The organism is Streptomyces sp. NPDC000983, assembly GCF_040299205.1.
GTDB lineage: Bacteria > Actinomycetota > Actinomycetes > Streptomycetales > Streptomycetaceae > Streptomyces.
On the sequence record NZ_JBEPBM010000034.1, the window covers coordinates 36659 to 62770 of the forward strand.

19 protein-coding genes, 2 tRNA genes and 2 pseudogenes are annotated in these 26112 nt (G+C 73.1%); 12 read left to right on the forward strand and 11 right to left on the reverse strand.

Annotated features, from left to right (window positions below; all coding sequences use genetic code 11):
* Positions 1 to 115 precede the first annotated feature (115 nt).
* Positions 116 to 2167 (forward strand): phosphocholine-specific phospholipase C, encoded by a 2052-nt coding sequence (locus ABT296_RS29900; RefSeq protein WP_351931792.1) that lies wholly within the window; start codon positions 116 to 118, stop codon positions 2165 to 2167.
* A gap of 27 nt (positions 2168 to 2194) precedes the next feature.
* On the opposite strand, the gene ABT296_RS29905 is transcribed toward ABT296_RS29900, so the two are convergent.
* Positions 2195 to 3286: a DMT family protein gene (locus tag ABT296_RS29905; protein WP_351931793.1), complete on the reverse strand. Its 1092-nt coding sequence runs from the start codon at positions 3284 to 3286 to the stop codon at positions 2195 to 2197.
* Positions 3283 to 4110: a phosphatase PAP2 family protein gene (locus ABT296_RS29910; protein ID WP_351931794.1), complete on the reverse strand. Its 828-nt coding sequence runs from the start codon at positions 4108 to 4110 to the stop codon at positions 3283 to 3285. Before ABT296_RS29910 ends, ABT296_RS29905 begins: the two co-directional genes overlap by 4 nt.
* Positions 4111 to 4325: 215 nt before the next feature.
* On the opposite strand from ABT296_RS29910, the gene ABT296_RS29915 reads away from it, so the two are divergent.
* Positions 4326 to 4940: a TetR/AcrR family transcriptional regulator gene (locus ABT296_RS29915; protein ID WP_351931795.1), complete on the forward strand. Its 615-nt coding sequence runs from the start codon at positions 4326 to 4328 to the stop codon at positions 4938 to 4940.
* A gap of 147 nt (positions 4941 to 5087) precedes the next feature.
* Here ABT296_RS29915 and ABT296_RS29920 read toward each other — a convergent pair.
* Positions 5088 to 5414 (reverse strand): annotated as a pseudogene (locus tag ABT296_RS29920) (hypothetical protein); the annotation flags it as partial.
* Between ABT296_RS29920 and ABT296_RS29925 the strand changes: the two are divergent.
* Positions 5403 to 7568: pseudogene (locus tag ABT296_RS29925) on the forward strand (ATP-binding protein); the annotation flags it as partial. The pseudogenes ABT296_RS29920 and ABT296_RS29925 overlap by 12 nt on opposite strands.
* A gap of 544 nt (positions 7569 to 8112) precedes the next feature.
* Here the strand turns inward: ABT296_RS29925 and pcaDC are convergent.
* From pcaDC to pcaH, 4 genes are read right to left on the reverse strand one after another with little or no spacing between them, the layout of a single operon-like run.
* On the reverse strand, positions 8113 to 9234 hold the full coding sequence (gene pcaDC, locus ABT296_RS29930) for a bifunctional 3-oxoadipate enol-lactonase/4-carboxymuconolactone decarboxylase PcaDC (RefSeq protein ID WP_351931796.1): 1122 nt from the start codon (positions 9232 to 9234) through the stop codon (positions 8113 to 8115).
* The gene (gene pcaB / locus ABT296_RS29935) at positions 9231 to 10544 is read right to left on the reverse strand and encodes a 3-carboxy-cis,cis-muconate cycloisomerase (protein ID WP_351931797.1); all 1314 of its coding nucleotides are present in this window, start codon (positions 10542 to 10544) and stop codon (positions 9231 to 9233) included. Before pcaB ends, pcaDC begins: the two co-directional genes overlap by 4 nt.
* Positions 10541 to 11146, reverse strand: coding sequence for a protocatechuate 3,4-dioxygenase subunit alpha (pcaG, locus tag ABT296_RS29940; RefSeq protein ID WP_351931798.1), 606 nt, complete (start codon positions 11144 to 11146; stop codon positions 10541 to 10543). Before pcaG ends, pcaB begins: the two co-directional genes overlap by 4 nt.
* A 6-nt stretch (positions 11147 to 11152) precedes the next feature.
* Positions 11153 to 11926, reverse strand: coding sequence for a protocatechuate 3,4-dioxygenase subunit beta (pcaH, locus tag ABT296_RS29945; protein WP_351931799.1), 774 nt, complete (start codon positions 11924 to 11926; stop codon positions 11153 to 11155).
* Positions 11927 to 12228: 302 nt separating this feature from the next.
* Here pcaH and ABT296_RS29950 point away from each other — a divergent pair, with 302 nt between their 5' ends.
* Positions 12229 to 12693 (forward strand): MarR family winged helix-turn-helix transcriptional regulator, encoded by a 465-nt coding sequence (locus tag ABT296_RS29950; protein WP_351931800.1) that lies wholly within the window; start codon positions 12229 to 12231, stop codon positions 12691 to 12693.
* A gap of 9 nt (positions 12694 to 12702) precedes the next feature.
* Here ABT296_RS29950 and ABT296_RS29955 read toward each other — a convergent pair whose 3' ends face one another.
* Together ABT296_RS29955 and ABT296_RS29960 are read right to left on the reverse strand one after the other, a co-directional pair.
* Positions 12703 to 13629, reverse strand: coding sequence for a DUF3048 domain-containing protein (locus tag ABT296_RS29955; protein WP_351931827.1), 927 nt, complete (start codon positions 13627 to 13629; stop codon positions 12703 to 12705).
* Between the two features lie 257 nt (positions 13630 to 13886).
* Complete coding sequence (locus tag ABT296_RS29960; protein WP_351931801.1) at positions 13887 to 14951, reverse strand: ATP-dependent DNA ligase; 1065 nt, start codon at positions 14949 to 14951, stop codon at positions 13887 to 13889.
* 74 nt (positions 14952 to 15025) lie between these two features.
* On the opposite strand from ABT296_RS29960, the gene ligD reads away from it, so the two are divergent.
* A complete protein-coding gene (ligD, locus tag ABT296_RS29965) occupies positions 15026 to 16042 on the forward strand; it encodes a non-homologous end-joining DNA ligase (protein ID WP_351931802.1) in 1017 nt (338 codons plus the stop codon).
* A gap of 51 nt (positions 16043 to 16093) precedes the next feature.
* On the opposite strand, the gene ABT296_RS29970 is transcribed toward ligD, so the two are convergent.
* Both ABT296_RS29970 and ABT296_RS29975 read right to left on the reverse strand, forming a co-directional pair.
* A complete protein-coding gene (locus ABT296_RS29970; RefSeq protein ID WP_351931803.1) occupies positions 16094 to 18286 on the reverse strand; it encodes an OmpL47-type beta-barrel domain-containing protein in 2193 nt (730 codons plus the stop codon).
* A complete protein-coding gene (locus tag ABT296_RS29975) occupies positions 18283 to 20760 on the reverse strand; it encodes a ThuA domain-containing protein (protein ID WP_351931804.1) in 2478 nt (825 codons plus the stop codon). Before ABT296_RS29975 ends, ABT296_RS29970 begins: the two co-directional genes overlap by 4 nt.
* 163 nt (positions 20761 to 20923) lie before the next feature.
* Here ABT296_RS29975 and ABT296_RS29980 point away from each other — a divergent pair, with 163 nt between their 5' ends.
* The 7 genes from ABT296_RS29980 to ABT296_RS30010 all read left to right on the forward strand — a co-directional run bounded on the left by ABT296_RS29980 (position 20924) and on the right by ABT296_RS30010 (position 26105).
* Positions 20924 to 21892, forward strand: coding sequence for a multicopper oxidase domain-containing protein (locus ABT296_RS29980; protein WP_351931805.1), 969 nt, complete (start codon positions 20924 to 20926; stop codon positions 21890 to 21892).
* Between the two features lie 114 nt (positions 21893 to 22006).
* On the forward strand, positions 22007 to 22798 hold the full coding sequence (locus tag ABT296_RS29985; protein WP_351931806.1) for a VOC family protein: 792 nt from the start codon (positions 22007 to 22009) through the stop codon (positions 22796 to 22798).
* 265 nt (positions 22799 to 23063) lie between these two features.
* The gene (locus ABT296_RS29990) at positions 23064 to 23309 is read left to right on the forward strand and encodes a WhiB family transcriptional regulator (RefSeq protein ID WP_351931807.1); all 246 of its coding nucleotides are present in this window, start codon (positions 23064 to 23066) and stop codon (positions 23307 to 23309) included.
* A gap of 84 nt (positions 23310 to 23393) precedes the next feature.
* Positions 23394 to 23467: transfer RNA gene (locus ABT296_RS29995), tRNA-Ser, on the forward strand.
* Positions 23468 to 23477: 10 nt separating this feature from the next.
* Positions 23478 to 23552: transfer RNA gene (locus tag ABT296_RS30000), tRNA-Asp, on the forward strand.
* A gap of 25 nt (positions 23553 to 23577) precedes the next feature.
* Positions 23578 to 24906: an SDR family NAD(P)-dependent oxidoreductase gene (locus ABT296_RS30005; RefSeq protein WP_351931808.1), complete on the forward strand. Its 1329-nt coding sequence runs from the start codon at positions 23578 to 23580 to the stop codon at positions 24904 to 24906.
* Positions 24903 to 26105 (forward strand): leucine-rich repeat domain-containing protein, encoded by a 1203-nt coding sequence (locus tag ABT296_RS30010; protein WP_351931809.1) that lies wholly within the window; start codon positions 24903 to 24905, stop codon positions 26103 to 26105. Before ABT296_RS30005 ends, ABT296_RS30010 begins: the two co-directional genes overlap by 4 nt.
* Positions 26106 to 26112: the final 7 nt, after the last annotated feature.

Here is a 26112-nt window from a genome sequence, read left to right on the forward strand (position 1 = left end):
CACGAGGGCCACCGCACCCTTCCCCGTCGTTTCGTGCTCCTGGAACACTCCTTGCGCGCGCGTTTCGTCATGACCCCGTCCGGTCACCCCACCCAGCATGAGAGGTCACTCCGTCATGCCCGATGTCAACCGGCGCAGGTTTCTCCAGGTCACCGGTGCCACCGCCGTGTTCGCCGCGCTGTCCGCCAGTATCGAGCGGGCCGCCGCGCTGCCGGCGAACCACCGCACCGGCTCGATCGAGGACGTCGAGCACATCGTCGTCCTCATGCAGGAGAACCGCTCGTTCGACCACTACTTCGGCAGGCTCAGAGGCGTCCGCGGTTTCGGCGACCCGCACCCGGTGACCCTGGACAGCGGCAAGCCGGTGTGGCACCAGTCCGACGGCACCAAGGACCTGCTGCCCTTCCACCCCACCGCCGACGACCTCGGCATGCAGTTCCTGGAGGGCCTGCCGCACGGCTGGACCGACGGCCAACAGGCCTACCACAGCGGCAAGTACGACCGGTGGATCCCGGCCAAGGGCACCACGACCATGGCCTACCTCGACCGCGAGGACATCCCCTTCCACTACGCGCTCGCCGACGCCTTCACCGTCTGCGACGCCTACCACTGCTCGTTCATCGGCTCCACCGACCCCAACCGCTACTACATGTGGTCCGGGCACACCGGCAACGACGGACAGGGCGGCGGGCCGGTCCTCGGCAACGACGAACTCGGCTACGACTGGACGACCTACCCGGAGCGACTGGAGGCCGCCGGGATCTCCTGGAAGATCTACCAGGACATCGGCGACGGCCTCGACGCGGCCGGCTCCTGGGGCTGGATCTCCGACGCCTACCGCGGCAACTACGGCGACAACTCCCTGCTGTACTTCAACAAGTATCGCAACGCCCGGCCCGGCGAGCCCTGGTACGACAAGGCCCGCACCGGCACCGACGTCAAGAACGGCGACGGGTACTTCGACCTGCTGCGGGCCGACGTCGAGGCCGGGACGCTGCCGCAGATCTCCTGGATCGCCGCCCCCGAGGCGTTCTCCGAGCACTCCAACTGGCCCTCCAACTACGGCGCCTGGTACATCGCGCAGGTGCTGGACGCGCTGACCTCCAACCCCGAGGTGTGGGCGCGGACGGCGCTGTTCGTCACGTACGACGAGAACGACGGCTTCTTCGACCACCTGGTGCCGCCGCTGCCGCCGCAGGACGCCTCCCGCGGAAAGTCGACCGTCGACGCCTCCCTCGACGTCTACCCCGGCGACAGCCGCCGTCCGGCGGGAACCTACGGGCTCGGCCCGCGGGTGCCGATGCTGGTCGTCTCACCGTGGAGCAAGGGCGGCTACGTCTGCTCCGAGACCCTCGACCACACCTCGATCGTGCGGTTCATGGAGCGCCGCTTCGGCGTCGCGGAGCCCCACATCTCCCCGTGGCGCCGTACCGTGTGCGGCGACCTCACCTCGGCGTTCGACTTCTCCCGCGGCGACAGCCGCCCGGCCGCGCTGCCGGACACGGACGAGTACGAGCCGCAGGACCGCGAGCGGCACCCCGACTACCGGCCGGTCCCGCCCGCCGACCCGGCCATGCCCCGGCAGGAGCGCGGTCTGCGCCGGTCCCGCCCGCTGAAGTACGACCCCCGCGTGGACGGTTCGGTGGACCCGGAGGCCGGCCGGTTCACGCTGACCTTCGCCTCCGGCGCCGAGGCGGGCGCCGCCTTCCTGGTGACCTCCGGCAACCGCACCGACGGGCCCTGGACCTACACCACCGAGGCCGGCAAGAGCATCGCCGACACCTGGAACTCGGCTTACTCGGGAGGCTCGTACGACCTCACCGCGCACGGCCCCAACGGCTTCCTGCGCGTCTTCAAGGGCTCGAACCGGGTCGCCGGACCCGAGGTCACCGCCCGTCGCACCGGCGACGACATACGGCTGACCTTCACCAACCGGGGCTCCCGGAGCGTCCGCCTGCGCGTCACCGGCGGCTACGGCGGGCGGGACCGAACCTTCACCGTGCGCCCCGGCACCACCGTCCGGCACACCGCCGACCTCTCGGCGAGCCGCCGCTGGTACGACCTGACCGTCACCTGCGACGCCGACCCGGCGTTCCTGCGCAGGTTCGCCGGGCACGTCGAGAACGGCCGTCCCGGGGTGAGCGACCCGGCGATGATCACCGAGTAGCGGGGCCGCGCGACGGCACGGGGTGCCTCACAGCGGTGTGAGGTGTCCCGGTTCCGGCCGCCGGGGCGTCAGCACGGACTCGACGGCCGCCGCGCCCGGGATCAGTACGGGGCCGACGGGCGTCCGGCCGGGGACGAGCACGGTCCCGGCGCCCGCGGCGACCGCGGAGGGGTTCGGCACCAGCGCCGGTTCGACCGACGCCGTGCCCGGCTCCAGGGCCAGTACCGCGGCCACCGGGTGGTCCTCCTCGACCGCCGGGTGGTCCACCCCGGCCACCGGGTGGCTCTCCTCGGGGGCAGGGTGGGGAGTCACCCGGGTCAGCAGCAGGACGCCCCTGGCCGCCACGCCCGCGCCGGCCAGCGCCAGCAGCACACCGGCCGCGCCGCCCTGGAGCCGCTCGCCCAGCAGGACCAGGCCGATCAGCGCGGCGGCGACCGGGTTGGTCAGGGTCACCACCGCGAGCGGGGCGTCCAGACCGTCGCGGTAGGCGGTCTGGGACAGCAGCAGACCACCCACCGCGAAGGCCGCGACCAGCAGTGCCACCCCGGCCACCTGCACGCTGAGCAGCGGGCCCGAGCGGTCGGTGGCGGCCACCGTGACGGTCTGGGTCAGCGCCGAGGCGACCCCGGAGGCGAAGCCCGAGGCGGACGCGTGCCGCAGCCCCGGACGGGTGCCCGGGCGGGCGAGCAGCCCGATCAGCGCGGCCGTGGCGGCGGCCACGCCGAGCGCCTCGGGGGTGCTGAGGACGTCGTCCGGCGCCGGCCCGGACGCGGTGATCAGGATCGCGGCCAGACCGGCCAGGGTCAGCGCCGTGCCCCGCCACTCCACCGCGCTGACCTTCCGGCCCGCGACCCGGGCACCGAGCGGCACGGCCGCGACCAGGGTGAGCGCGCCGAGCGGCTGGACCACGGTGAGCGGCCCGTACTTCAGGGCCACGACGTGCAGCAGCGCGGCCGAGCCGTTCAGCCCGACCGAGGCCCACCAGGCGCCGGAGCACATCAGACGGAGGATTCCCGAGCCCGCGGCGCGGGAGGCGAGCCGCTCCTGGGCGACCGCCGCGGCCGCGTAGGCGACGGCCGAGAAGAGGGACAGCACTACCGCGAGCAGTGTGGCGTTCATCGGCCAGCTCCCACGAGAGACGTTTCGTCCGCCGGTACGAGGTGTTCGGTGCCGCGTCCCGCGGTGGTCCGGGTGCGGTGCGGTGAGAGGGGGGTCCCCCGGGCCGGGGTCCGGGGGCGGATCAGGGCGAGGGCGAGCCCGAGCAGGGCGGCCGCCACGATCGCGTCGAGCCAGTAGTGGTTGGCGGTCCCCACGATCACCAGCAGGGTCACCAGGGGGTGCAGCAGCCACAGCACGCGCAGCCGCGAGCGGGTGGCGACGATCAGGCCGACGGCCACCATCAGCGCCCAGCCGAAGTGCAGGGAGGGCATCGCCGCGAACTGGTTGGAGAGCTGGTCCTCGGCCGGCGGGCCGTACACCGACGGGCCGTACACCCGGGCGGTGTCGACCAGACCGGTCGCGGCGAGCATCCGCGGCGGGGCGAGGGGGAAGAGCAGATGTCCGGCCAGGGCGACCGCGGTGACGGCGGCCAGTACCCGGCGCGCCCACACGTAGTGCGCGGGGCGGCGCAGGTACAGCCAGACCAGGAAGGCGACCGTGGCGGGGAAGTGGACGGCCGCGTAGTAGGTGTTCGCGACCTCCACCAGGCCGTCGCCGTGCAGCAGCAGCGCCTGTACCGCGCCCTCGCCGGGCAGCTGGACGGCCCGCTCCAGGTCCCACACCTCCCGCGCGTTGCGGAAGGCCTCGCCGGTGTGGCCCGTGGCCAGCTGCCGGCCGAACTTGTAGACGAGGAAGAGTCCTACGACGAGGAGGAGCTCACGGACGAGCGGCGGACGCGCGGTGGCGTCCGGCTCGGCCGGTGCAGGCTCGGTGCGGGCATTCATCCCCCGGCCCTTTCGCTGACGGTGCTGCTCGGGTGGTGCGGGCGGCGGCCCGCGGTGCTTATGACTCCGCGGACGCGCCGAACTCATCGATACGGGTACGTACCGAAACGCCACTGTACCGATACGGCAGTGTACCGATACGGTCGGGTACCGGTACACTGGTGTATCGATTGACTTGGGCCACACCGTGAAGCACCGAGCGAGGGGAAGTGCCGATGACGTCGCAGGCCGCGGACGGACCGGAGACGGTCACCGCCTCGCGCCGCTCCAAGATCACGCCCGAGCGTGAGCAGGAGTTCTTCGACGCCGTCCTCGACCAGATCCGCGAGTGCGGGTACGACGCGGTCACCATGGAGGGCATCGCGTCCAGCACGCGGTGCAGCAAGTCCACGCTCTACCGGCAGTGGAAGAACAAGCCCCAGTTCGTCGCGGCGGCCCTGCGCTCCAGCGGCAGCCCGCGCTTCGCCGGGATCGACACGGGTACGCTCGCGGGCGACCTGCGCGCGGCCGGACGGGCCGTCGGGGACTGGTCCGGGGACACCACGAAGCTGCTCCAGGCCTTCGGGCACGCGGTCACCCAGGACCCCGAGCTCCAGAAGGCCCTGCGCGAGGCGCTCGTCGAACCCGAGCTGGCCGCGCTCCGGAAGATCATCCAGCGCGGGGTCGAGCGCGGCGAGGTCGCCGCCGACCATCCCGCGCTGCCGTACATCGCCGCGCAGATCTTCGGCGTGCTGCGCGCGCGGCCCGTGCTGGAGGGCGAGTTCGCCGACCCCGACTACCTGCTGCGCTTCGTCGAGGCGGCGGTACTGCCCGCACTCGGGCTCACCTAGAACCCAGGCCGCCGTCCACGGGATGACCGGACGGTGGCCTGCTCGCGCCGCACCGTGGGGACGGGGGCGGCGCGCACCCCCCGGCCGGGTGGGGTCCCTCTTGAGCGGAGAGGTGCCCCACCCGGCCGTCGTCGTACCGGGCGGTGCTCAGACGTCCTGGCCGCTGCCGCCGCCGGTCGCCGCCTCGATGCCCCGGGTGATCTCGTCGATCACGGACTGCTTCTCGCCGACGTCGATGCCGAAGCGGACCACCACGATCTGCCCGGACTCGGCGGGGGAGGGGAAGGCCAGGGACTCGACGTAGCCGTCGGCGCCCTTGCTGGTGACCGCCTTCCAGCGCACCCGGTAGCCCTTCTGGCCGGCCACGGTCACCGCCTTCGAGGCCAGCACCTCGTGCGAGGTGATCTCGCCGTAGCCCTCGCCGTAGGACCGCTGGGCGTTCTTCTCGATGTCCGCCTTGGCGACCGCCTCGAAGACCTCTCCGTGCTCGTCGTGGTGGCCCGCAGGCCCGGCGACGTCCGCGGCGAGGGCGCCCGCCACCTCGACGCCGTGTCCAAGGCCGCGAGCAGCCCCGACGCCAGACTCAGCGCACTGACCCCGGACGCCACCGCCGGACTCACCCGCGCCACCCTCGGCGGGCACGCGGACGGCGCGTTCTGCCGCGAGGTCTGGGCCGTGACCGCCGGAAACCCCTACGAGACCGTCGAGTTGCTCGCCAAGGTCCAGGACACCGAGCTGGAACCGGTCGAGTCCTCCGCCGCCGAACTGCGCGCCCTGAACCGCTCCGCCCGCGGCGGCGGCCTCGTCGCCCGCCTGGAGGGGCTCGGCATCGAGGCCACCCGGTTCGCCTGGGCCGCCGCCATCCTCGGCGCCGGAATCACCGTCGACCAGGTCGCCCGGCTCGCCACCATGAGCCCCGAGGACGCCCTGCGCTGCGCCGAACTCCTGTGCAACGCCCGTATCCTCACCGCCCCCGACCTCGCGGCGCGCACCGGCGGAGAGGGCGAGCTGGAGTTCGTCCACCCCCTCATCGCCACCGCCGTCTACAACTCCATCCCGCCCGCCCTGTGCACCGCCATGCACGGCATCGCCGCCCGGGTCGTCACCGACTCCGGGCGCGGAGCGGCTGCCGCCTCCCGCCACCTGCTGGAGGTCCACCCGGACGACGACGTCGAACTCGTCGCCCAACTCCGCGACGCCGCACGCGAACACCTCGCCGTCGGCGCCCCGGACGGCGCCCGCCGCTGCCTGGAACGCGCCCTGCGCGAACCGCCCCGCCCCGAGATCCACCCGCACGTCCTGTACGAACTCGGCTGCGCCACCCTGCTCACCTCGCCCGCCGTCACCATCGGCCACCTGCGCAACGCGCTCGCCCTGCCCGGACTCGACGGCGATGAACGCGTCGACGCCGTCTACCGGCTCTCCCAGGCCCTGCTCCACAACAACCAGTTGGAGGAAGCGGTCCGCACGGTCGAGGCGGAGGCCGCCCGGCACGAATCCGGGCCCGCCCGTATGCGGCTCCAGGCCGTGCAGTTCATGTGGGAGGGCCTCTACGCGGGCGAGAACACCACCCCCGGACGCTCCGAACGGCTCGCCGAACTCGCCCGCACCTGCACCGGCCGGGACAACTCCGAGCGGGCCCTGCTCATCCTGCGCGGCTTCGACGCCATGGTCCGCGGCGAGAACGCCGAGGAGGTGGCCGAGGTGTGCGACCGCGTCCTGGTCAACGGCCGCCTCGCCCCCGGACTCGGCTGGACCGACCCCGAGTGGGGCATCGAACTGCTGATGATGCTCGCCAACGCGTACGCCTTCGCGGACCGGCTCGACCGCGCCGAGGCCCTCTACAACGAGGCGCTGCGCGCGTACGAGTCGGCGGGCTGGCTCGGCGGACACCTCGCCCTGGCCCACGCCTACGTCGGCGTCGGCCACCGCAGGCGGGGCCGGCTGCGCGAGGCGGAGAAGTCGCTGCGTGAGTCCCTGCGCCTCGCCGAGCGCGTCGGCCGCGGACTGCCCCTGTACTGGTCCGCCACCTGCAACCTCGTCGACACCCTGCTCGCCCGCGGCCAGGTCGCCGAGGCATGGGAGGTGGCCGAGCAGTACGACTTCGCGCCGCCCTACCCGTCCACCATCGTGCTGCCCGACCCGCGGTCGGTGCGCGGACGGCTGCTGCTCGCGATGGGCCGCACCAAGGACGGCATCAACGAACTGGAGGCCGCCGAGAAGGCGGCCGCCGCCCGCGGCCACCTCAACCCCGTCCTCGTGCCCTGGGCCGCCGACCTCGCCCGCGCCCTCGCCACCGAGGACCCGGCGCGCGCCGCCCAGCTCGCCACCGACCTGCGCCGCAACGCCGAACGCTTCGGCACCGACACGGCCATCGGCGAGGCCCTGCGCTGCGCCGCCGCACTGGAGACCGGCCAGCGCGCGGTACGGCTCGCCGCGCAGGCCGTCACCTACCTGGAGGCCTCGCCCTGCCAGTACGAACACGCGGCCGCCCGCATCGAGTACGGCATCGCGGCCCGCTCCACCACCGAACTCCACCGCGGCCTGAGCCTGGCCCGCCAGTGCGGCGCCGACGGCCTGGTCTCCCAGGCGGAGCAACTCCTCGCGAGCGGAGTGGCACCGGACTAGGACCGGCCGCGACGGCGTTGGCACCGGACCGGGGTTCGGCCGCGCCCACCTCTGCAGGGGACTGGGGCCGGCCACACGTCAGCCTCAGTGGCGGAGTTGAGCCGGCCGCGCCGGAACTCCACGGGGGCGTGAGCCCGGCCCGCCGGTGTGGCGCCGTGGGGCTGGTGGCGCAGGCGGAGCTTCCGTGAGCGGAGTCGCACCGGACTGGGGACGGCCGCGACTGCGCTCGTACCGGAGTTGAGGTCGTCGCGCCGGAACTCCACGGGGCGTGGGCCCGGCCCGCCGGTGTGGCGCCGAGGGGCTGGTGGCGCAGGCGGAGGGCTCCTCGCGAGCGGGGTCCGCTCCGGACTGGGTCCGGCCGCGCCCGCGTTCGCAGCGGAGGGGAGTCGGCCGCGCCTGCCTTCGCCGTGGACTGGGGCCGGTCGCGCACGCGTTCATACCGGACCAGGGCTCGGTGCGCCCGCCCTCGCACTGGACTGCAACCGGCCGTACCCCCGTTCGCAGTCGGCGTCGGCCCACTCGGCGGGGCGCGGCGCCGGCCGGGTCAGCCCCTGTCGTCCTCCGCCAGGACCCGTTGGGCCGTGGCGAACGCCGAGTTGGCGGCCGGGACTCCGCAGTACACGGCCGTCTGGAGCAGCACCGCGCCGATCTCCTCCGGGGTCAGGCCGTTGCGGCGGGCCGCCCGCACATGCATCGCCAGCTCGTCGTAGTGGCCGTGGGCGACCAGCGCGGTCAGTGTGATCATGCTGCGCTCGCGGCGGCTGAGCGTGGGGTCGGTCCAGATCTCGCCCCAGGCGTAGCGGGAGATGAAGTCCTGGAAGCGCGCGGTGAACGGGGTCTGGCGGGCCTGCGCCCGGTCCACATGGGCGTCGCCGAGGACCTCCCGGCGCACCCCCATCCCGAGGGCCGCGCCCCCGTCGAAGTGGGCGCGCAGCGCGGTGAGTACGGCCTGCGGGCACTGCGCGGGCGCGAGATGGGAGGCGCCCGGGATCTCCACGAGCGCGGCGCCGGGCACCGCGTCCGCGATCTCCCGCAGATGCGCCGGCGGGGTCGCCAGGTCCTCCCGGCCCGCGATCAGCAGCGTCGGCGCGGAGATCCGCGCCAGCTCCGCGCGCAGGTCGAAGGCGGCGAGCGCGTCGCAGCAGGCCGCGTACGCCCCGGGGTCGGCCACCCGGTGGTCGCGGACGAGCCGGTCCACGGTGAACCCGGGGGTGAACCAGCGGGCGTCGGCGGACCCGGCCAGCTCGGCGAGCCCCTCCGCCCGCACCAGGGCGGCCCGTTCCTGCCAGGGGCGCGCCCCGTTGAAGTGGGCCGAGGAGCAGATCACGGCGAGCGACGACACCCGGTCGGGGTGGTGCACGGCGAGGTGCAGCCCCACCGCGCCGCCCAGCGACACCCCGGCGTAGGCGAACCGGTCGACGCCGAGCGAGTCGGCCAGCCGCAGCACCAGGCCGGCCAGGTCGCCGACGGTGGCCCCCGGCCCGATCAGGTCCGCGGCCGAGCCGCCGTGCCCGGGCAGGTCCCAGCGGACCACCCGGTGCCCGATGGACAGCTCGGGCGCCACCGCGTCCCACAGCGCGTACGAGGTGCCCAGCGAGGGTCCGAGAAGCAGCGCGGGCGCGGAATCGGGGCCCTCGGCCAGGTGGTTGAGGAGATGGTCGTTCAACGTCGCTCCAGAGCGCGGTCGGTGAGGGCGGCGGCACTGCCGGTGTAGCGGGCGGGGTCGGTCAGCTCGCCGAGGTCGACGTCCCTCAACTCCGTTTCCTCCGAGAGGAGTTCCGCCAGGGTGCGGCCCTCGGTGTGGGTGCGCCGGGCCGCTTCGGTGAGCAGCGCCTTGGCCCGGGCGCGGCCCAGCACCGGGGCGAGCGCGGCGGACAGCCGCTCGGAGACGATCAACCCGTGCGTCAGGCTGAGGTGTTCGCGCATCGTGTCCGCGTGGACCCGCAGCCCGTCGGTGAGTTCGGCCGCGTCCCGGGCGGCACCGCCGGTGAGCCGCAGCAGCTCGCGCAGCGGCTCCCACTCCGCGTGCCAGGCTCCGGCCGGCCGTTCGTCCTCGGCGGCCAGGGACCCGTACAGCGTCGCCGCGAGCTGCGGCGCCCGCCGGGCCGCGGCGGCGATCAGCGTGGACCGTACGGGGTTGGCCTTGTGCGGCATGGCCGAGGAACCGCCGCCGCTGCCCTCCGCCAGCTCGCCGATCTCCGTGCGGGACAGCGTCAGCACATCCGTCGCGATCTTGCCCAGCGCCCCGGCGGTGAACGCCAGACAGCCGGCCAGGTCGGCGACCGGAGTGCGCAGGGTGTGCCACGGCAGCGTCGGCGCGGCCAGTCCGGCCTCCCGGGCGTACGCCACCACCAGCGCCGTCGGGTCCTCGGTGCCGTACGCCGTGAACGCTGCCAACGTGCCCGCCGCGCCGCCGAGTTGGACGGGCAGTGCGTCCCGTACGGCGGTGGCGCGGTCCCGGGCGTCGAGGACCAGCGCACGCCAGCCCGCAGCCTTCAGCCCGAAGGTCGTCGGTACGGCGTGCTGGGTGAGGGTGCGTCCGGGCAGCGCGGTGTCCCGGTGCTCGGCGGCCAGCCGGGCCAGCGCGGACCCGGTGCGGTCGAGGTCGTCGAGGACGGCGCCGAGCGCCCGGTGGGCGACCAGCATGGTCGCGGTGTCCATGATGTCCTGGCTGGTCGCGCCCCGGTGCACGTAAGGCCCGTACTCCTCGCCCACGGCCCGGGTCAGGTCGGCGACCAGCGGGATGACCGGGTTGCCGCCGGAGCGGGCCCGCCGCGCGATCGAGGCCATGTCGTAGCGCCCCGCGTCGGCGGCGCCGGTCACCGCCGCGCCCGCCGCCGGAGGGCCCTGGGCGCGGGTCAGCGCGGCCTCGGCGTCGAGCAGCGCCTGGAGGTAGGCGGTGTCACCCGTCGCGGTGGCGGCGGCGCACCCCGACCACCCGGGGCCGAGCAGGCTGTCGGCATCGGCAGAACTCACTGGAACTCCAGGAAGACCGTCTCGCCCTCGCCCTGAAGGCGGATGTCGAAACGGTAGGCGCCCGGGCGGTCCTCGGCGGCGATCAGCGTGGCGCGTCGCTCCGGCTCCACCCGGGAGAGCAGCGGGTCGGCGGCGAGCGCCGCGTCGTCGCCCGGCAGGTAGATCCGGGTGTACAGGTGCACCAGCAGCCCGCGGGCGAAGAGGCACACACTCAGGTACGGCGCGCTGTCGCCGCGGGCGCCGGGCCGCAGCGTCCGCGCGCTCCAGTGGCCGTTCGCATCGGTCTGGACGCGCCCCCAGCCGGTGAACTCCACGCCGTTGCGGCCCAGGAAGCCGCCGGTGGCCGGGTCGCGCCGCATGGAGCCGTCGGTCCGCGGCAGCCGGCCCTGCGGGTCGGGGCCCCACAGCTCCAGGAACGCGTCCGGCAGCGGATCGCCGGCGCCGTCGAGGACGTACCCCTGGAGGGTGACGGTGTCGGGGTGCCCGGCCGGGGCGATGTCCCCGCCGCCGGGGAAGGGCAGGGCGTGGCCGTAGAACGGGCCGACGGTGTGCGACGGGGTCGGCAGGACCGTCTCGGGGCGACTCGTGTCGATCTTCGTCATGGCTGGTCAGCGCCCTTCTTCGATCCAGGTGGCGTTCGGTCCGTCGAGCACGATGTCCCAGTGGTAGCCCATCGAGAACTCCGGCACCGACAGGTCGTGGTCGTAGGTGGCGACCAGCCGCTGCCGGGCCGCGTTGTCGGTCACCGACTGGATGATCGGGTCGTAGGGGAAGAGCGGGTCGCTCGGGAAGTACATCTGCGTCACCAGCCGCTGGGTGAACGCCGAGCCGAAGAGCGAGAAGTGGATGTGCGCGGGACGCCAGGCGTTGAGGTGCTGCCGCCAGGGGTACGGGCCGGGCTGCACGGTCGTGAAGCGGTAGTGCCCGTCGTCGTCGGTCAGGGTCCGGCCGACGCCGGTGAAGTTGGGGTCCAGGGGCGCGTCGTGCTGCTCGCGCTGATGGGCGTACCGGCCCGCCGAGTTGGCCTGCCAGATCTCGACGAGCTGTCCGCGCAGGGGACGCCCGGACCGGTCCAGGAGCCGCCCGGAGACGGTGATGCGCTCACCGATCGGCTCGCCCTGGTGCTGCCGGGTGAGGTCGTTGTCGATCTCGGTGATGTCCCGCTCGCCGAAGGCGGGGGAGGCCAGCTCCACCAGCTCGGGGTCCTTGCTGACGTCGATCGCGACCGGCGGTCGCTTCGGGTGGCGCAGGACGGAGGAACGGTAGGGGGCGTAGTCGCGCCGCGGGTGGTGCTCCACGGGGGCGCCGCCGGCGATCCGCTTCTCGTACGCCGCGCGCTCGGCCGCGATCTCCTGGTCGATGTCGTGCTGGGTGAGTGTCATGGCTTTCCTCGGGGTGTTCTCGGCGTTCGAGGACGAGAGCGGGGACCGGGCCGGTGCGGGTGCCCCGGGCAGCGTTCCGGCCGTGCGCCGGTTCCTGCGCCCGGTGCGGAAATTAATCAGGGCACTGACTATATGGGTGAGGCGTCCTTCACGCTGCCATCGGCGAGCCCACCCGTCAAGAGCTGGGAGAAGGGCCGGTCCCGACGGCAGCCGATGTCCGACCGTGCGGGGTATCGTTCAGTGCACCAACGAATTCGACGACGCGCGACGTCACTCGACGACGCCCGACGACAGGAGTGCGCATGGCCGCGGTGGATCTGACCACCCACCCCGGGCATCTGGCCCGGCGGTTGCAGCAGGCGCACTACCTGCTGTGGAACACGATGGTCTCGGAGGAGATCACCTCCCCGCAGTTCGCCGTGCTCAACGCGCTCGTCGCCGAGCCCGGCCTCGACCAGCGGACCGTGGGGGAGCGGGTCGGGCTGGACCGGTCGACCATCGCGGAGGTGATCAGCCGGCTCGGCCGCCGCGGGCTGCTGGACAAGGTCCGCGACCCCGGGGACGGCAGACGGTTCCTGCTGCGCCTGACGGACGACGGGACGCGCACCCACCGCAAGCTGGCCGTGCGCACGGCCCGGATGAACCAGGTCTTCCTCGCTCCGCTCTCCGCCGAGGAGCAGTCCGTCTTCTTCGACCTCATCCGGCGCGTCGCGGACGCGGCCGAGGGGCTCCGCAATCCGGCGGAACCCCTCGTACCGCAGGGCTGAAGCCGGCGCTCAGGGCGCCTTGACCAGCACCACCCACACCTGGCCCTCGGCGAAGTTGAGCGGGGAGCCGTCGCCGGTGGTGAACTCGGTGCCGTCGTCGGCCTCGGCCCGCTTCCAGTCCGCCTCCCAGGCCCGGCCGTCACGCAGCACCTTCGCCTTCCCCGAGCCCACGGTCTCGGTGTACGGCGTGCGGTTGCCGAGCGAGTCGTGGAAGTCGGACTCCCGGATCCTCACGTACTGCACGACGACCGTCGCCGGGGCCGGCCGCTCGCCGTCGGTGGTCGTGGTGGGGGTGCCGTCCTGCTCGACCAGCCAGCCGTCCCGGCTCTTTGACCAGGTGAAGGTGAAGCGGGCGGCCGGGTAGCGGACGGTCTCCGAGGTGTCGGCCGTACCGCCGGCGGGGGCGGCGCCGTAGCGGAAGCCGGTGGTCAGCGCGTCGGCGCCGGGGGCTTCGGGCACCAGCCGGTCGGGGCGCAGATAGAGGTTGTGCGGGGCGGGCCGGTCGTTGCCGCGGTAATAGGCGCCGGAGGTCGCGCCGGGCGGCTGGGCGTCGACCGGCGCCCCGTCGATCAGCGGCAGCAGCTTGCGCTGGGCCCCGGAGAAGGCGAGCGTCGGCTCGTCGAACTGGCGCAGCAGTTCGAGGTCCGACTCGCGTGCGCTGCGCACCGGCCCGACCGCCTCGGGCAGCTCGGTCGCGTAGACGGCCATCAGCCGGCTCAGCCCGCCCTCGACCTGCTCGACGTAGACGATGTCGGCCGCCCCCAGACCCGTCTGCGGCCGGGCCTGCCGGACGTTGTCGATCTTCACGGCGAGTACCGGTCCGCTTCCCGAGGCGGACTGATCGGGGCTGCGCCGCTCCCCCTGGTCGGCCCCGCGACCGTCGTCACGCCCGCCGCCGGACGTGTCACAGCCCGCCGTGAGGGAGAGGGCCGTCATCGCCGCCAGCAGTGCCGCGGTCGTCGCGACGCGTCTCCCGCGGACCCTGTGTCCCCTGTTCACCGGCGCCACCCCGTTCTCCTGTTATCGATTGTGCGCTTGTCGGTTCATCGGTGCCTTTACCCGCTCGAATCTGATCGCGCGCGTCGAATCGTCCGATCGGCGCACGCCGACGGACGTAGGACAGGGGTCTGGGGACGTGACGGCAGCGTCCGACGGACGCCACGACAGGGGCGGGGCGGCCGCCAGAGGCTGGATCAGCCGCCGAGGATCTGGGCGAGGTCGTAGCGCACCGGCTCCTCCAGCTGGCCGTACGTGCAGCTCTCGGGCGTCCGGTCGGGGCGCCAGCGGCGGAAGCGGGCGGTGTGCCGGAACCGTGCCCCGTTCTCCATGTGGTCGTAGGCCACCTCGCAGACCCGCTCCGGCCGCAGCGGCACCCAGGACAGGTCCTTCTTCCCGGACCAGCGGCTCGGCGCCCCCGGCAGCCGCGCCTTCTCGTGCGCCGCCTCCTCGGCCCAGGCCGCCCAGGGGTGTCCCGCCGGATCGTCCATCCGCAGCGGCGCCAGCTCCTCGACCAGCTCGGCCCGCACCTTCATGGTGAAGGCGGCGGACACCCCGACATGCTGGAGGGTGCCCGCGTCGTCGTACAGCCCCAGCAGAAGCGAGCCCACCACCGGGCCGCTCTTGTGCAGCCGGTAGCCCGCCACCACCACATCGGCCGTCCGCTCGTGCTTGATCTTGAACATGGCCCGCTCGTCCTGGCGGTAGCACGAGTCGAGCGGTTTGGCGATCACCCCGTCCAGCCCCGCCCCCTCGTACTGCTCGAACCAGCGCGCGGCCACCTCGCCGTCGGTCGTCGCCGGCGCCAGGTGTACGGGCGGGGTCGCCCCGGCCAGCGCCCGGGTCAGCAGCGCCCGCCGGCCGGTCAGCGCCTCGTCCAGCAGCGACTCCCCGTCCAGGGCCAGCAGGTCGAAGGCGACGAACGAGGCGGGGGCGCGCTCGGCGAGGGTGCGCACCCTGGAGTCCGCCGGATGGATCCGCTCGGTGAGCGCGTCGAAGTCCAGCCGCCCCTCCCGGGCGATCACGATCTCCCCGTCCAGCACGCACCGCTCCGGCACGCGGTCCTTCAACGCCTCCACCAGCTCGGGAAAGTACCTGTTCAGCGGCTTGGTCGTCCGGCTGCCCAGCTCCACCTCCGGCCCGTCCCGGAACACGATCGCCCGGAACCCGTCCCACTTCGGCTCGTACTGCATCCCCGGCGGGATCCTCGTCACCGACTTGGCGAGCATGGGCTTCACGGGGGGCATCACGGGCAGGTCCATGCCCCGATTCTGCGCGCGGCGCCGGCCGTCCGCCCGGTGTGCGGGCGGTGGGAGGCACGCCTACCGTGGCGAGCATGGGCGAAGCGGTGGAACTGGAGGCGGGCGGACGCACGGTACGGCTGTCCAGCCCCGGCAAGGTCTTCTTCCCGGAGCGCGGGTTCACCAAGCTCGACCTCGCCCGGTACTACCAGGCCGTCGGACCCGGCATCCTGCGCGCGCTGCGGAACCGGCCCACCACCCTGGAGCGCTACCCGGACGGCGTGGACGGCGAGCACTTCTTCCAGAAGCGGGCCCCCAAGAACATGCCCGACTGGATCCCCCGGGCCCACATCACCTTCCCCAGCGGCCGCAGCGCCGACGAGATGTGCCCCACCGAGGAGGCGGCCGTGCTGTGGGCGGCCCAGTTCGGCACGCTCACCTTCCACCCCTGGCCGGTGCGCGGGGACGACGTGGACCGCCCCGACGAACTCCGCATCGACCTCGATCCGCAGCCCGGCACCGACTTCGACGACGCGGTCCGCGCCGCCCACGAACTCAAGCAGGTGCTCGCCGAGTTCGGCGGGCTGACGGGCTGGCCCAAGACCTCCGGCGGACGCGGACTGCATGTCTTCGTGCCCATCGAACCGCGCTGGACGTTCACCCAGGTCCGGCGGGCGGCCATCGCCGTCGGGCGGGAACTGGAGCGCCGGATGCCGGACCGGGTGACCGTCAAGTGGTGGAAGGAGGAGCGGGGCGAGCGCATCTTCGTCGACTACAACCAGGCCGCGCGCGACCGCACCATCGCCTCCGCCTACTCCGTACGCCCCCGCCCGCACGCCCCCGTCTCGGCACCCCTGCGCTGGGAGGAGGTGGGCCAGGCCCACCCCCGCGACTTCGACCTGGCGACCATGCCGAAGCGCTTCGCCGAACTCGGCGACGTCCACGCGGACATGGACGGCCACCGCTTCTCCCTCGACGCCCTGCTGGAACTGGCCGCCAAGGACGAACGCGACCACGGCCTCGGCGACCTGCCTTACCCGCCCGAGTACCCCAAGATGCCGGGCGAGCCCAAGCGGGTGCGGCCGAGCAGGGCCAGGAACGACACCGCGTGAGGGCGGGGCCGTTAACGGCCCCGCCCCGCATGCGAGTTCAGGTCTCCTTCCTCACAACTCCTTGATCCGGATGTCCCGGTAGGACACCACGTCGGTCGTGCCGTGCACCTGGAGCCCGAGGTAGCCGGAGGCGAACCGCCGCCCGTCCGTGCCCGGGTCGTCCGAGCGGGGCGGGGAGAAGCTCTGGCCGCCGAGATTGTCGAACTCGTTGATCAGCACGCCGTTGCGGTAGACCGAGTAGTGCTGGTCCACCACCCGGATCTCGTAGTCGTTCCAGGTCCCCTTCTGCGTGACGCCGGCCCCGGCCAGACCCACCCGGTCGAAGCCGTACACCGAGCCCGTCTTGTACATGTCGCCGTCGGGGCGGTCGAGCACCTGCACTTCGTGCCCGTACTTGATGGCGACCCACTCCGGCCGGGTCTCCTCCGGGTGGTCGTGGACCCACGGGAAGCGCACGAACACACCGGAGTTGGCGTTGCCGGTGCCCGGGGCGTCGTCGCGCCACTGCAGACGCAGCGAGAAGTCGCCGTACTTGCGCTCGGGGAACCACAGCATGCCGAGACCGGCCTTCGTGGTGCCGCTGGTCATCGACCCGTCGGCGTTCAGCGCGAACGAACCGCCGCCCACATGACGCCACTTGGCGAAGGAGTCCGCGCTGCCGTCGAAGACCGGGCGGTAGCCCTCGGTCTGGCCGGGCTTTCCGATGCCGGACTGGCGCGCGGCCTTGGTGACGGCGTTGTACTCGCGCTGGTCGACGACGCCCTCGCGCAGCAGCCGGTCCAGGACCGTGCGCACATGCTTGAGGAAGAGGGCCTGGGAGGTCCACTCCTTCTCGTCCTCGATCAGCTCGTTGATCCGGCACCGGTTGCCGGTGAGCCGGTTCGGCACCCCGGAGTCGACCGTTCCCACGATCACCGTCAGCCGCTCGTCGTACTCCGGGCACGGCGGCGCAGGCACTCCGCCCGCGACCACCGTGAAGCTCACCGTGCGGGCCGCCGAGGTGTTGCCCGCCCGGTCGGTCGCCCGGTAGGCCAGGGTGTGCGCGCCCGCCCGGTCGACGGTCACCGGACCGCCGTAGGCGAGGTAGGGGCCGCCGTCGAGCGAGTACTCCACGCTCGCCACGCCCCCCGAGTCGGTCGCGCTCACCGTGACCACGGCACGCGCCACGTACGCCCCGTCGGAGTTGCGCGTGCCCTCGACGGTCACCCCCGTCACCGGCGGTGTGGTGTCCTGCGGCGGCGCGGCCACCACGGTGAACTCCACGCTCTTCTCCGCCGCCACGTTCCCCGCCTTGTCGGTGGCGCGGAACCGGACGCTGTGCGTGCCCACCTGATGCACCATCACCGGCATCGTGTACGGCTGCCAGGCACCCGAACCGACCGCGTACTCGATGGTGTTGACGCCGGACCCGGTGTCGGAGGCGGTGACGGTCACCGTCGCCATGTCGACATAGGTGCCGTCGGGGTTGCGTTCACCGCTCACCGTCGCCGAGGTCTCCGGCGGGGTCCGGTCGTCGGTGGGCGGCGCCACGACCGTGAACGTCACGCTCTTCTCGGCGGCGACGTTGCCCGCCTTGTCGGTGGCCCGGTAGCGCACCCGGTGATCGCCGACCTGGTCGACCACCACCGGGGCGGTGTACGGCTGCCAGGCGCCCGTGTCACCGATCGCGTACTCGACCCGGTCCACGCCGGAGCCGCCCTCGTCGGTCGCGTGCACCGCGACGCTCGCCGAACCCACGTACTGGCCAGCGGAGTTCTGTGTGCCGCTGACGTGTGCCGAGGTCGCCGGAGCCGTCGTGTCCTCGCCGGTCCCCTCGGTGACGACGAGGATGCCCTGCATCTGGCCGTGGCCGGGGATCGTGCAGGAGTAGAAGTACCGGCCCGGGGTCAGGGTGACCTCGGCGGTGTGCCGGCCGTCCATGTCGTCGTTGGGGCTCGCGAGGATGTTCAGCTGGACGTCGCTGTTGAACTCCGGGTCACTCGTGGCGAACGTCAGCGTGTGCGGCATCCCCGTGGTGTTCCCGGTCGCCGCGCTGTTCTCGAAGACGATCGTCGCCGTGCCCGCGACGGCCGTGGCGGGGGCCGAGGTGTACTTGGTGATGTCGTCGCCCGCGGTCCAGGTGAGCACCTGTGCCGCCGCCCGCCCGGCCCCCTCGGTCCGCGCGGTGGACGGCACGGCCTGCAGTCCCAGTACGACCAGTACGGCGGCCAGCAGGGCCGTCCAGAGTCTTCGCTGCCGTGTCACTGTGCTCCCCTCGCCAGTTGGCCGGCGGCCGGCGTCGGGCCGCCGCCCGTGTAGGTGACGCGCCACAGCGCGGACTTGGCGTCCGAGGTGAAGAACCCGCGCCCGTAGTCGAGGACGTAGAGCGCGCCGTCCGGACCGAACCTCCAGTCCATGAGGTTCTTGATGCCGTCGTTGCCGACCGGCACGATCTTCTTCAACGACTCGGAGTGGACCGGGAGTCCGCCCGAGCCGTGGTTCCTCGGATCGGTGATCACGGCGTTGCGCGGCTGGTCGGCGTCGTAGAAGTCACCGACGAACCACTTGCCGTCCCAGTACGCCGGCCACTTCACCTCGCTCGCGCTGCCCGCGTCGTAGCGGTAGACGGGACCGTTCATCGCCGCCTGTCCGCCGCCCTTGAGCCACGGCAGCCGGTACGTCGACTCCGCCTGCTTGTAGGAGGGGACGCCGTTCGCGTCGCGCGGGAAGTCCGGGGCGCCGCCCTGCGGCGAGTACCAGATGTTGTTGCCGGTCACCGGCGGCAGGTTCACCAGGCCGTCGTTGTTCGGCGACTCGTTCTTCGGGTGGTCGCAGTCGTACCAGCCGAGCGGCTTCGACGGATCGGGCAGATTGCGGTCCCGGTAGGGCTGCTTGTTGCCCATGCAGTACGGCCAGCCGCGGTTGCCCGCCTCGGTGATCACCGCGAAGGTGTCGTACTTGGCCGGACCCCAGGTCGTGGACGGCGCTCCCGCGTCCGGCCCGACCCAGCCCGCGTACAGTGTGTCGGTCGACTTGTCGACGGAGATCCGGGCAGGGTTGCGCACGCCCATCACATAGATCTCGCCGCGGGTCTTGCCGCCGCCCTCGTCGGTCTCCCGGCCGGTGAACAGATTGCCCTCCGGCAGGGTGTACGTGCCGTCCGGCTCCGGATGGATGCGCAGGATCTTGCCGTTGAGGTTGTTGGTGTTGCCCGCGGTGCGCCGCGCGTCGGCGAACGACACGCCCTTGTAGTTCGGCTCGGGGTTGTTGCCCGAGTAACCGTCACTGAACCGGCTGGAGTTGTTGTCGCCGGTCGCGATGTACAGGTTGCCCTTGGAGTCCCAGGCCATCCCGCCGCCCGCGTGGCAGCAACTGTGGATCTGCACCGGCCACTTGAGCAGCACCTTCTCGCTGCCCAGGTCGAGCTTCCCGGTGGCGTGGTCGAGGGTGAAGCGCGAGACGCGCCGCTCGGCCATCCGCGTGTCACGGTTGATCCGCGCGTGCGGGGTCCAGTGCAGGTACACCCACCCGTTGCTCAGGAAGCCGGGATCCAGCTCGATGCCGAGCAACCCCTCCTCGACCTTGACCAGTTCGTCCCCGCCGCCCTTGTTGCCGAAGACGGTGAGCGCGCCCGCCAGGGTGACCTGTTTGGTCCGCGGGTCGTAGACGTGGATCTCGCCCGTGCCCTTGCCGATGTCGGGGTTGTTCCAGTCGGTGACCACCGGCCGGCTGGAGTCGGCGCCGCCGCGCCCGATGTAGAGGACCCGCCCGTCGGGCGCGGTGACCAGTCCGTGCGGTTCGCCGATCTGGTCGTTCTGCCCGGCCTGGTTGGGCGCGGTGAGTCGCTCCGCCCGGTAGTTCCCGGTGATGGTGGCCTTGCAGTCGGCGCGCGCCAGCCGCGTCGTCCACAGCAGCGCGCCGCGCACATGGGCGCGGAAGTCGGTCTCGTCGTACGACGACACCGTGCCGCCCATACCGGTGTAGAAGGACCGGCCGCCGTCGTAGTCACGGCACCAGCTGACCGGATGGTCCCAGCCGTTGGCGCCCGTACCGGGCTGGTACGTCGACTCGCGCACCCGGGCCACGGTGTGGACCGTACCGGTGGGGTTCTTCACCCAGTTCAGCCAGCGGTCGGGGCGCTTCCACTCCAGCGGCAGGTCCTTGGCCGCCGGGTGCGCGCGGTCGCCGACCTCCACGGTCGCGCGCTGCGCGGTGGTAGGGCCGCCGGCCGTCGGGCGGGCGCCGATCAGACCGGTGAACCAGTCCGAGTACGGCTCCGCCCGCGCCGCGTCGTGCAGGCCGACGAAACCGCCGCCCGCCTCCATGTACGCCTCCAGGCCGGCCTCCTGCTCGGGGTCGAGGACGTCTCCGCCGCCGGTCGGGAAGACGACGGCGTTGAAGCGGCCCATCCGGGTCTCGTCGGTGAAGACCGAGGCGTCGTCGGTCGCCACGACCTTGAACCGCTGGTCCGCCGGGCCCGACAGGCCGATCTGCTCGATCGTCTCGATCGCGGCGTTCACCAGCGGCGACTCCTCGCCGGCGGCGGCCGAGCCGTAGAAGATCAGCACACGTACGTTGGCGCCGCCCGGGGGCGACTTGATGGACATCGTTGTCAGGGGTGGTTCCGGGGCCGGCCGCGCGTTCGCGGGCGGCCCCGACACCAGTCCGGCGGCGACGACTCCGGCCGCCACGGTCGCGGCCCAGCCGCGTCTTCTTCCGCTCAACCCTCGTAAGTGCATGGGCACCTCCTCGGTCACAGCATTAGCGCCAAGGAAGTTAGACCTCTTTGCGTCACTCGCCAATACCTATGGCCGCATTGAGCCGAACTTTGTCCTGAGTGTGGATAAACGATTGCGGTCCCGCTAGTGTCTCGAACTCCGTACCGGAGCAGGGGAGTTCGGCATGGACAGACGTGGCTTCAACCGGCGGGTACTGCTGGGCGGCGCGGCCCTGACGACATCGTTGTCGCTGCCGCCGGAGGCGGCCGACGACAGCCGCGCGGCAGCGACGGCCGCCGCAGGCGGCGAGGTCAGACACATCAAGATGTACGCCGAGAAGCTCGCCGACGGGCAGATGGGCTACGGCCTGGAGAAGGGCAAGGCGTCGATCCCGGGCCCGCTGATCGAACTCAACGAGGGCGACACCCTCCACATCGAGTTCGAGAACACCATGGACGTGGCGGCCAGCCTCCATGTGCACGGCCTGGACTACGAGATCTCCAGCGACGGCACCCGGATGAACAAGAGCGACGTCGAGCCCGGCGGCACCCGCACCTACACCTGGCGCACCCACGCCCCCGGCCGCCGCAAGGACGGCACCTGGCGCGCGGGCAGCGCCGGCTACTGGCACTACCACGACCACGTGGTCGGGACGGAACACGGGACGGTCGGCATCCGCAAGGGCCTCTACGGCCCGGTGATCGTGCGCCGCGCCGGCGACGTCCTGCCGGACCGGACGTACACCGTCGTCTTCAACGACATGCTGATCAACAACAAGGCGCCGCACTCCGGGCCCGACTTCGAGGCCACCGTGGGGGACCGGGTCGAGTTCGTGATGATCACGCACGGCGAGTACTACCACACCTTCCACATGCACGGTCACCGCTGGGCCGACAACCGCACCGGCATGCTCACCGGGCCCGACGACCCCAGCCAGGTCATCGACAACAAGATCGTCGGCCCGGCGGACTCCTTCGGCTTCCAGGTGATCGCGGGGGAGGGGGTCGGCGCGGGCGCGTGGATGTACCACTGCCACGTCCAGAGCCACTCCGACATGGGGATGGTCGGCATGTTCCTGGTACGGCGGAAGGACGGGACCATCCCGGGCCACGAGCCCCACGAGCCCCACGAGCACTCCGCCCACCAGCACTGATCCCGGCCCGACCACGCCTTCGGACAGGGGGCGCGGCGTGCCCCGACGGCGGCCGTCGACGGGCGGTGGAAGACTCGGGAGAGCAGCCAACGGGACCTCTCGGAGGAGGGCACGATGCTCACCACCCGCTTCGTCAACGGTGCTCCCAACTGGGCCGACGTCGGCACGTCCGACATCGCCGGCGCCACGTCCTTCTACCGCGCGCTGTTCGGCTGGGAGTTCCGGTCGGCGGGACCCGGGTCCGGCGGCTACGGCTTCTTCCAGCTCGACGGCCGCACCGTCGCCGGGGGCATGCAGATCACTCCCGAGCAGGGCCCGCCCGGCTGGCACCTGTTCTTCCGGAGCCAGGACGCGGACGCCACGGCGCGGGGCGTCGAGCGGGCCGGGGGCACGGTGCTGATGCCGCCCGACGACGTCATGGACAAGGGCCGGGTGGCGATGTTCGGCGACGCCGCGGGCGTGCCTTTCGGCGTCTGGCAGCCGGCTGCCCTGACCGGCCTGGACGCGGTCGCTGAGACCGGCTCGCTGTGCTGGACCGAGCTGTACACCCGGGACGTCGCCCGGGGCGCCGCCTTCTACGCCGCCGTCTTCGGCTGGGAGACCTCGGGCGTCTCCTTCCCCGGCGGCGTCCACACCTGCGTCCACCCCGCGGGTACGGACGAGGACGCCATGTTCGCCGGGTTCGTCGACCTGGCCGAGGACCCCTCGGGCACCGAGACCGAGCCGTACTGGCTGCCGTACTTCGCCGTCGAGGACGTAGACGCCGCCGTCGGGCGGGCCGGGGAGCTGGGCGGCGAGGTGCGGATGCCCGGCACCGACATCGAGGGCGTCGGCCGGATGGCCAAGCTGGACGACCCCTACGGGGCGCGCTTCGCCGTGATCAGGTTCCTGCCGCCGGAGAGCTGACGGGACCCTCCGGGCAGGGCTGCCGGGGGCGCACCCCTCCCGTCCGTGCCGTCGGAGAACGGCGGCGCCCCGCGCCGCTCCCGCCCGAGCCACCGCGCCCGCACGACCTGGAGCGCGCGGCCCGCGACCGCCGCCGACACGCCGCGCGCCGCCGTGCTTTCGTGCGGGGTGCGGAGGCATCATCGTGCGGCGATCCGGTGCCCGCGCACCCGGCGTTGATCCGGCGTTGATCGAACGTTTTTCGCCGCCCGGCACGCTTCAGGCCATGTTCATCGACACAGTCACCATGCCCGACCTCGCCTGGCAGCAGGAGGCGTTGTGCGCGCAGACCGGGGCGGACTTCTTCTTCCCCGAGCCGGGCAGCTCCGTGCGCGAGGCCAAGCGGATCTGCGGCCTGTGCCCGATCCGCTCCGCCTGCCTGGAGTACGCCCTCGACAACGACGAACGGTTCGGCGTCTGGGGCGGACTGTCGGAGAAGGAACGCCTGGCCCTGCGGCGCGCGGCGAACTGAGCCTCCGGCGTCCGCCGCCCGCCCACGTGATCGCAAATGCGTGCGACCCGTCGGCCGGAGTGCGGATAGGATCCGGGGGCGCACCCCGGGCGTAGCGCAGAGGCAGGCGCACCGCCTTGCTCAGGCGGATCACGTCGGTTCGAATCCGATCCCCGGGACCGCGTCGGGGGCCCTGTAGAGCAGAGGCAGACTCGCCGCCTTGTCAGGGCGGATACGCCGGTTCGAATCCGGCCGGGGCCACCACGGACACGGCACACGGGGCGAGGACATGGGCGACGGCATCGACGAGGAGGAGCTGGCCGCCTTCCACCGTACGGTCGGCAGGCTGCGGGCGCTGCCCGTCGACGACCCGGTGCGGCTGCGTGCCGAACAGGTCGCGGCCTCCTTCGCCCGCGACGGACGGCTGCGGCGCCGCAAGACCCGCGGCGCGGAGACCTCCGCCGCCGACGCGGCCGTCATGGCCGCCACCGCGACCGGCGCGCTGGAGCGCCGCGAGGACGCCCCCCTGGCCGACCCCGGCACCTCGGGCGTCTTCCACAAGCCGCGCGGCTGCTACGTCTGCAAGTCCCCTTATCGACAGGTCGATGCCTTCTACCACCGGCTGTGTCCCGACTGCGCCGCCGACAACCGCTCCCGCCGCGCCCTGGGCACCGACCTCACCGGCCGCCGCGCGCTGCTCACCGGCGGCCGCGTCAAGATCGGCTTCCAGCTGGGCCTGATGATGCTGCGGGACGGCGCCGAACTGCTGGTGACCAGCCGGTTCCCGCACGACACCGTGCGCCGCTACCGGGCCGCCCCCGGCAGCGAGCAGTGGCTCGACCGGCTCACCGTCCTCGCCGTCGACCTGCGCGACCCGCGCCAGGTGCTCGGCCTGTGCGAGGAACTGCGCGCCGAGGGCGAGCCGTTGGACATCCTCGTCAACAACGCGGCGCAGACGGTCCGCCGCCCGCCCGAGTCGTACGCCCTGCTCACCGCCGGCGAGTACGACGCGCTGCCCGAAGGGGCCCGGCAGGCACCCGGCTTCGCCCCGATGCGGACGCTCGGCAGCGGAGCCGCCGCCCTGCCCGCGGCCCTGCGCGAGGCCGACGAGGCGGGACTGCTGCCCGACCCCTCGCCGGAGAACTCCTGGTCGGCCCGGCTCGGCGCGCTCGACCCGGCGGAGGTCCTGGAGACCCAGCTGGTCAACGCGCTGGCCCCGGCGCTGCTCTGCGACCGGCTGCTGCCGCTGCTGCTCGCCTCCCCGCGTCCGCGCCGGTACGTCGTCAACGTGACCGCGGTGGAGGGCCGGTTCGCCGTCCGCAACAAGATGCCCGGTCATCCGCACACCAACATGGCCAAGGCCGCCCTCAACATGCTCACCCGCACCAGCGCGGCCGAACTCGCCGACCAGGGCGTCCACATGTGCGCCGTGGACACCGGCTGGATCACCGACGAGAACCCGGCACCGAAGAAGGCCCGCATGACCGGCGCGGGCTTCCGCACCCCGCTGGACATCGTGGACGGCGCGGCCCGCGTCTACGACCCGATCGTGCGGGGCGAGGCGGGCGACCCGGTGTCCGGGGTGTTCCTGAAGGACTACCGGGAGGCGCAGTGGTGAACGAGCCGGACGACCCGCGGGAGCCGGGCTTCGCCGGGGTGCCGCACGTCCTCCCCAGGCCCCTCGTCGACCTGGCGCCGCTGCTGACCTGGCTGCGCTCCGGCCGGGCCGTCGAGGAGCGCGTCGACTTCGCCGCCGGGACCGCGCTGCCCGACGGCCGGCTCGACCTGTGCAAGCAGGGGCTCGGCGCGGAGGGCGCGGAGCTGGTCGCCGAGGCCCTCGGCCGGGGCCCCTCTCCGGTACGGCATCTGCTGCTGGGCACGGACGCGCTCGGGGACGACGGGGCCGCCGCCGTCGCCGGGACCGCCACCGGGGTGGAGACGCTGTACCTCGGCTGCAACGGCATCACCGCCGGCGGCGCCTGCCGGATCGCCGACCAGCTGCGCGCCTCCCCGCAGGCCGTCACCGGGGTGTGGCTCAAGCGCAACCCGCTCGGCGGCGCGGGCGGGCGGGCCGCCGCCGACCTCATCGACTCCGCCCGCTCCCTGCGCACCCTCGACCTCGTCCAGACCGGCCTCGACGCCGACGGGGCCACCGCGCTCGCCGGGGCGCTGCTCTCGGCCGCCGGCCGGGGGCGCCGGATCGAGCGGCTCTTCGCCGGCGGCAACCCGTTGGGGGAGGCGGGCGCGCAGGCGCTGGCCACCGTGGTCGCCGCGGGCGCGGTCGACGAACTGTACGTCTCCGCCGCCCGGTTGGGGGACGCCGGCGCCGAGCGGCTGGCCGCCGGGCTGGAGCGGGCCCCGTACGGGCGGCTCGCCCGGCTCTCCGTGGCCAGCAACGGCATCGGACCCCGGGCCGCGGCCCGGCTGGTGACGGCGGCCGCCGCGGCCGGGGTGACCCTGCTGGACCTCGGCCGGGTACGGGCGGCGGCGGTCCTCGGGGCACGCGACAACCACCTCGACCTGACGGCCGCCGAAACCGTCGCCGACGTCCTCGCGTCGACGGAACACCGGCTGGCACACCTCGTCCTCAGCCACACCGGTCTGCGCAGCCGCGAGGCGCACCGCCTGCTGGACACCGCCCCGCGCGCCGCGAACGCCACCCGGTTCGTCCTCGGCCAGGGCGTCGCGGCGAGCATCAAGCGCCGGCTGGACGCGCTCAGCGCCCACATCCCGCCGCCGGCCGTCCCGGCGGACGTGACGGCGGTCCGCAGCGTGCACCGCACCGCCCGGCCGGGCCCGCAGGACCCGCGGGCCTGACGCGGCC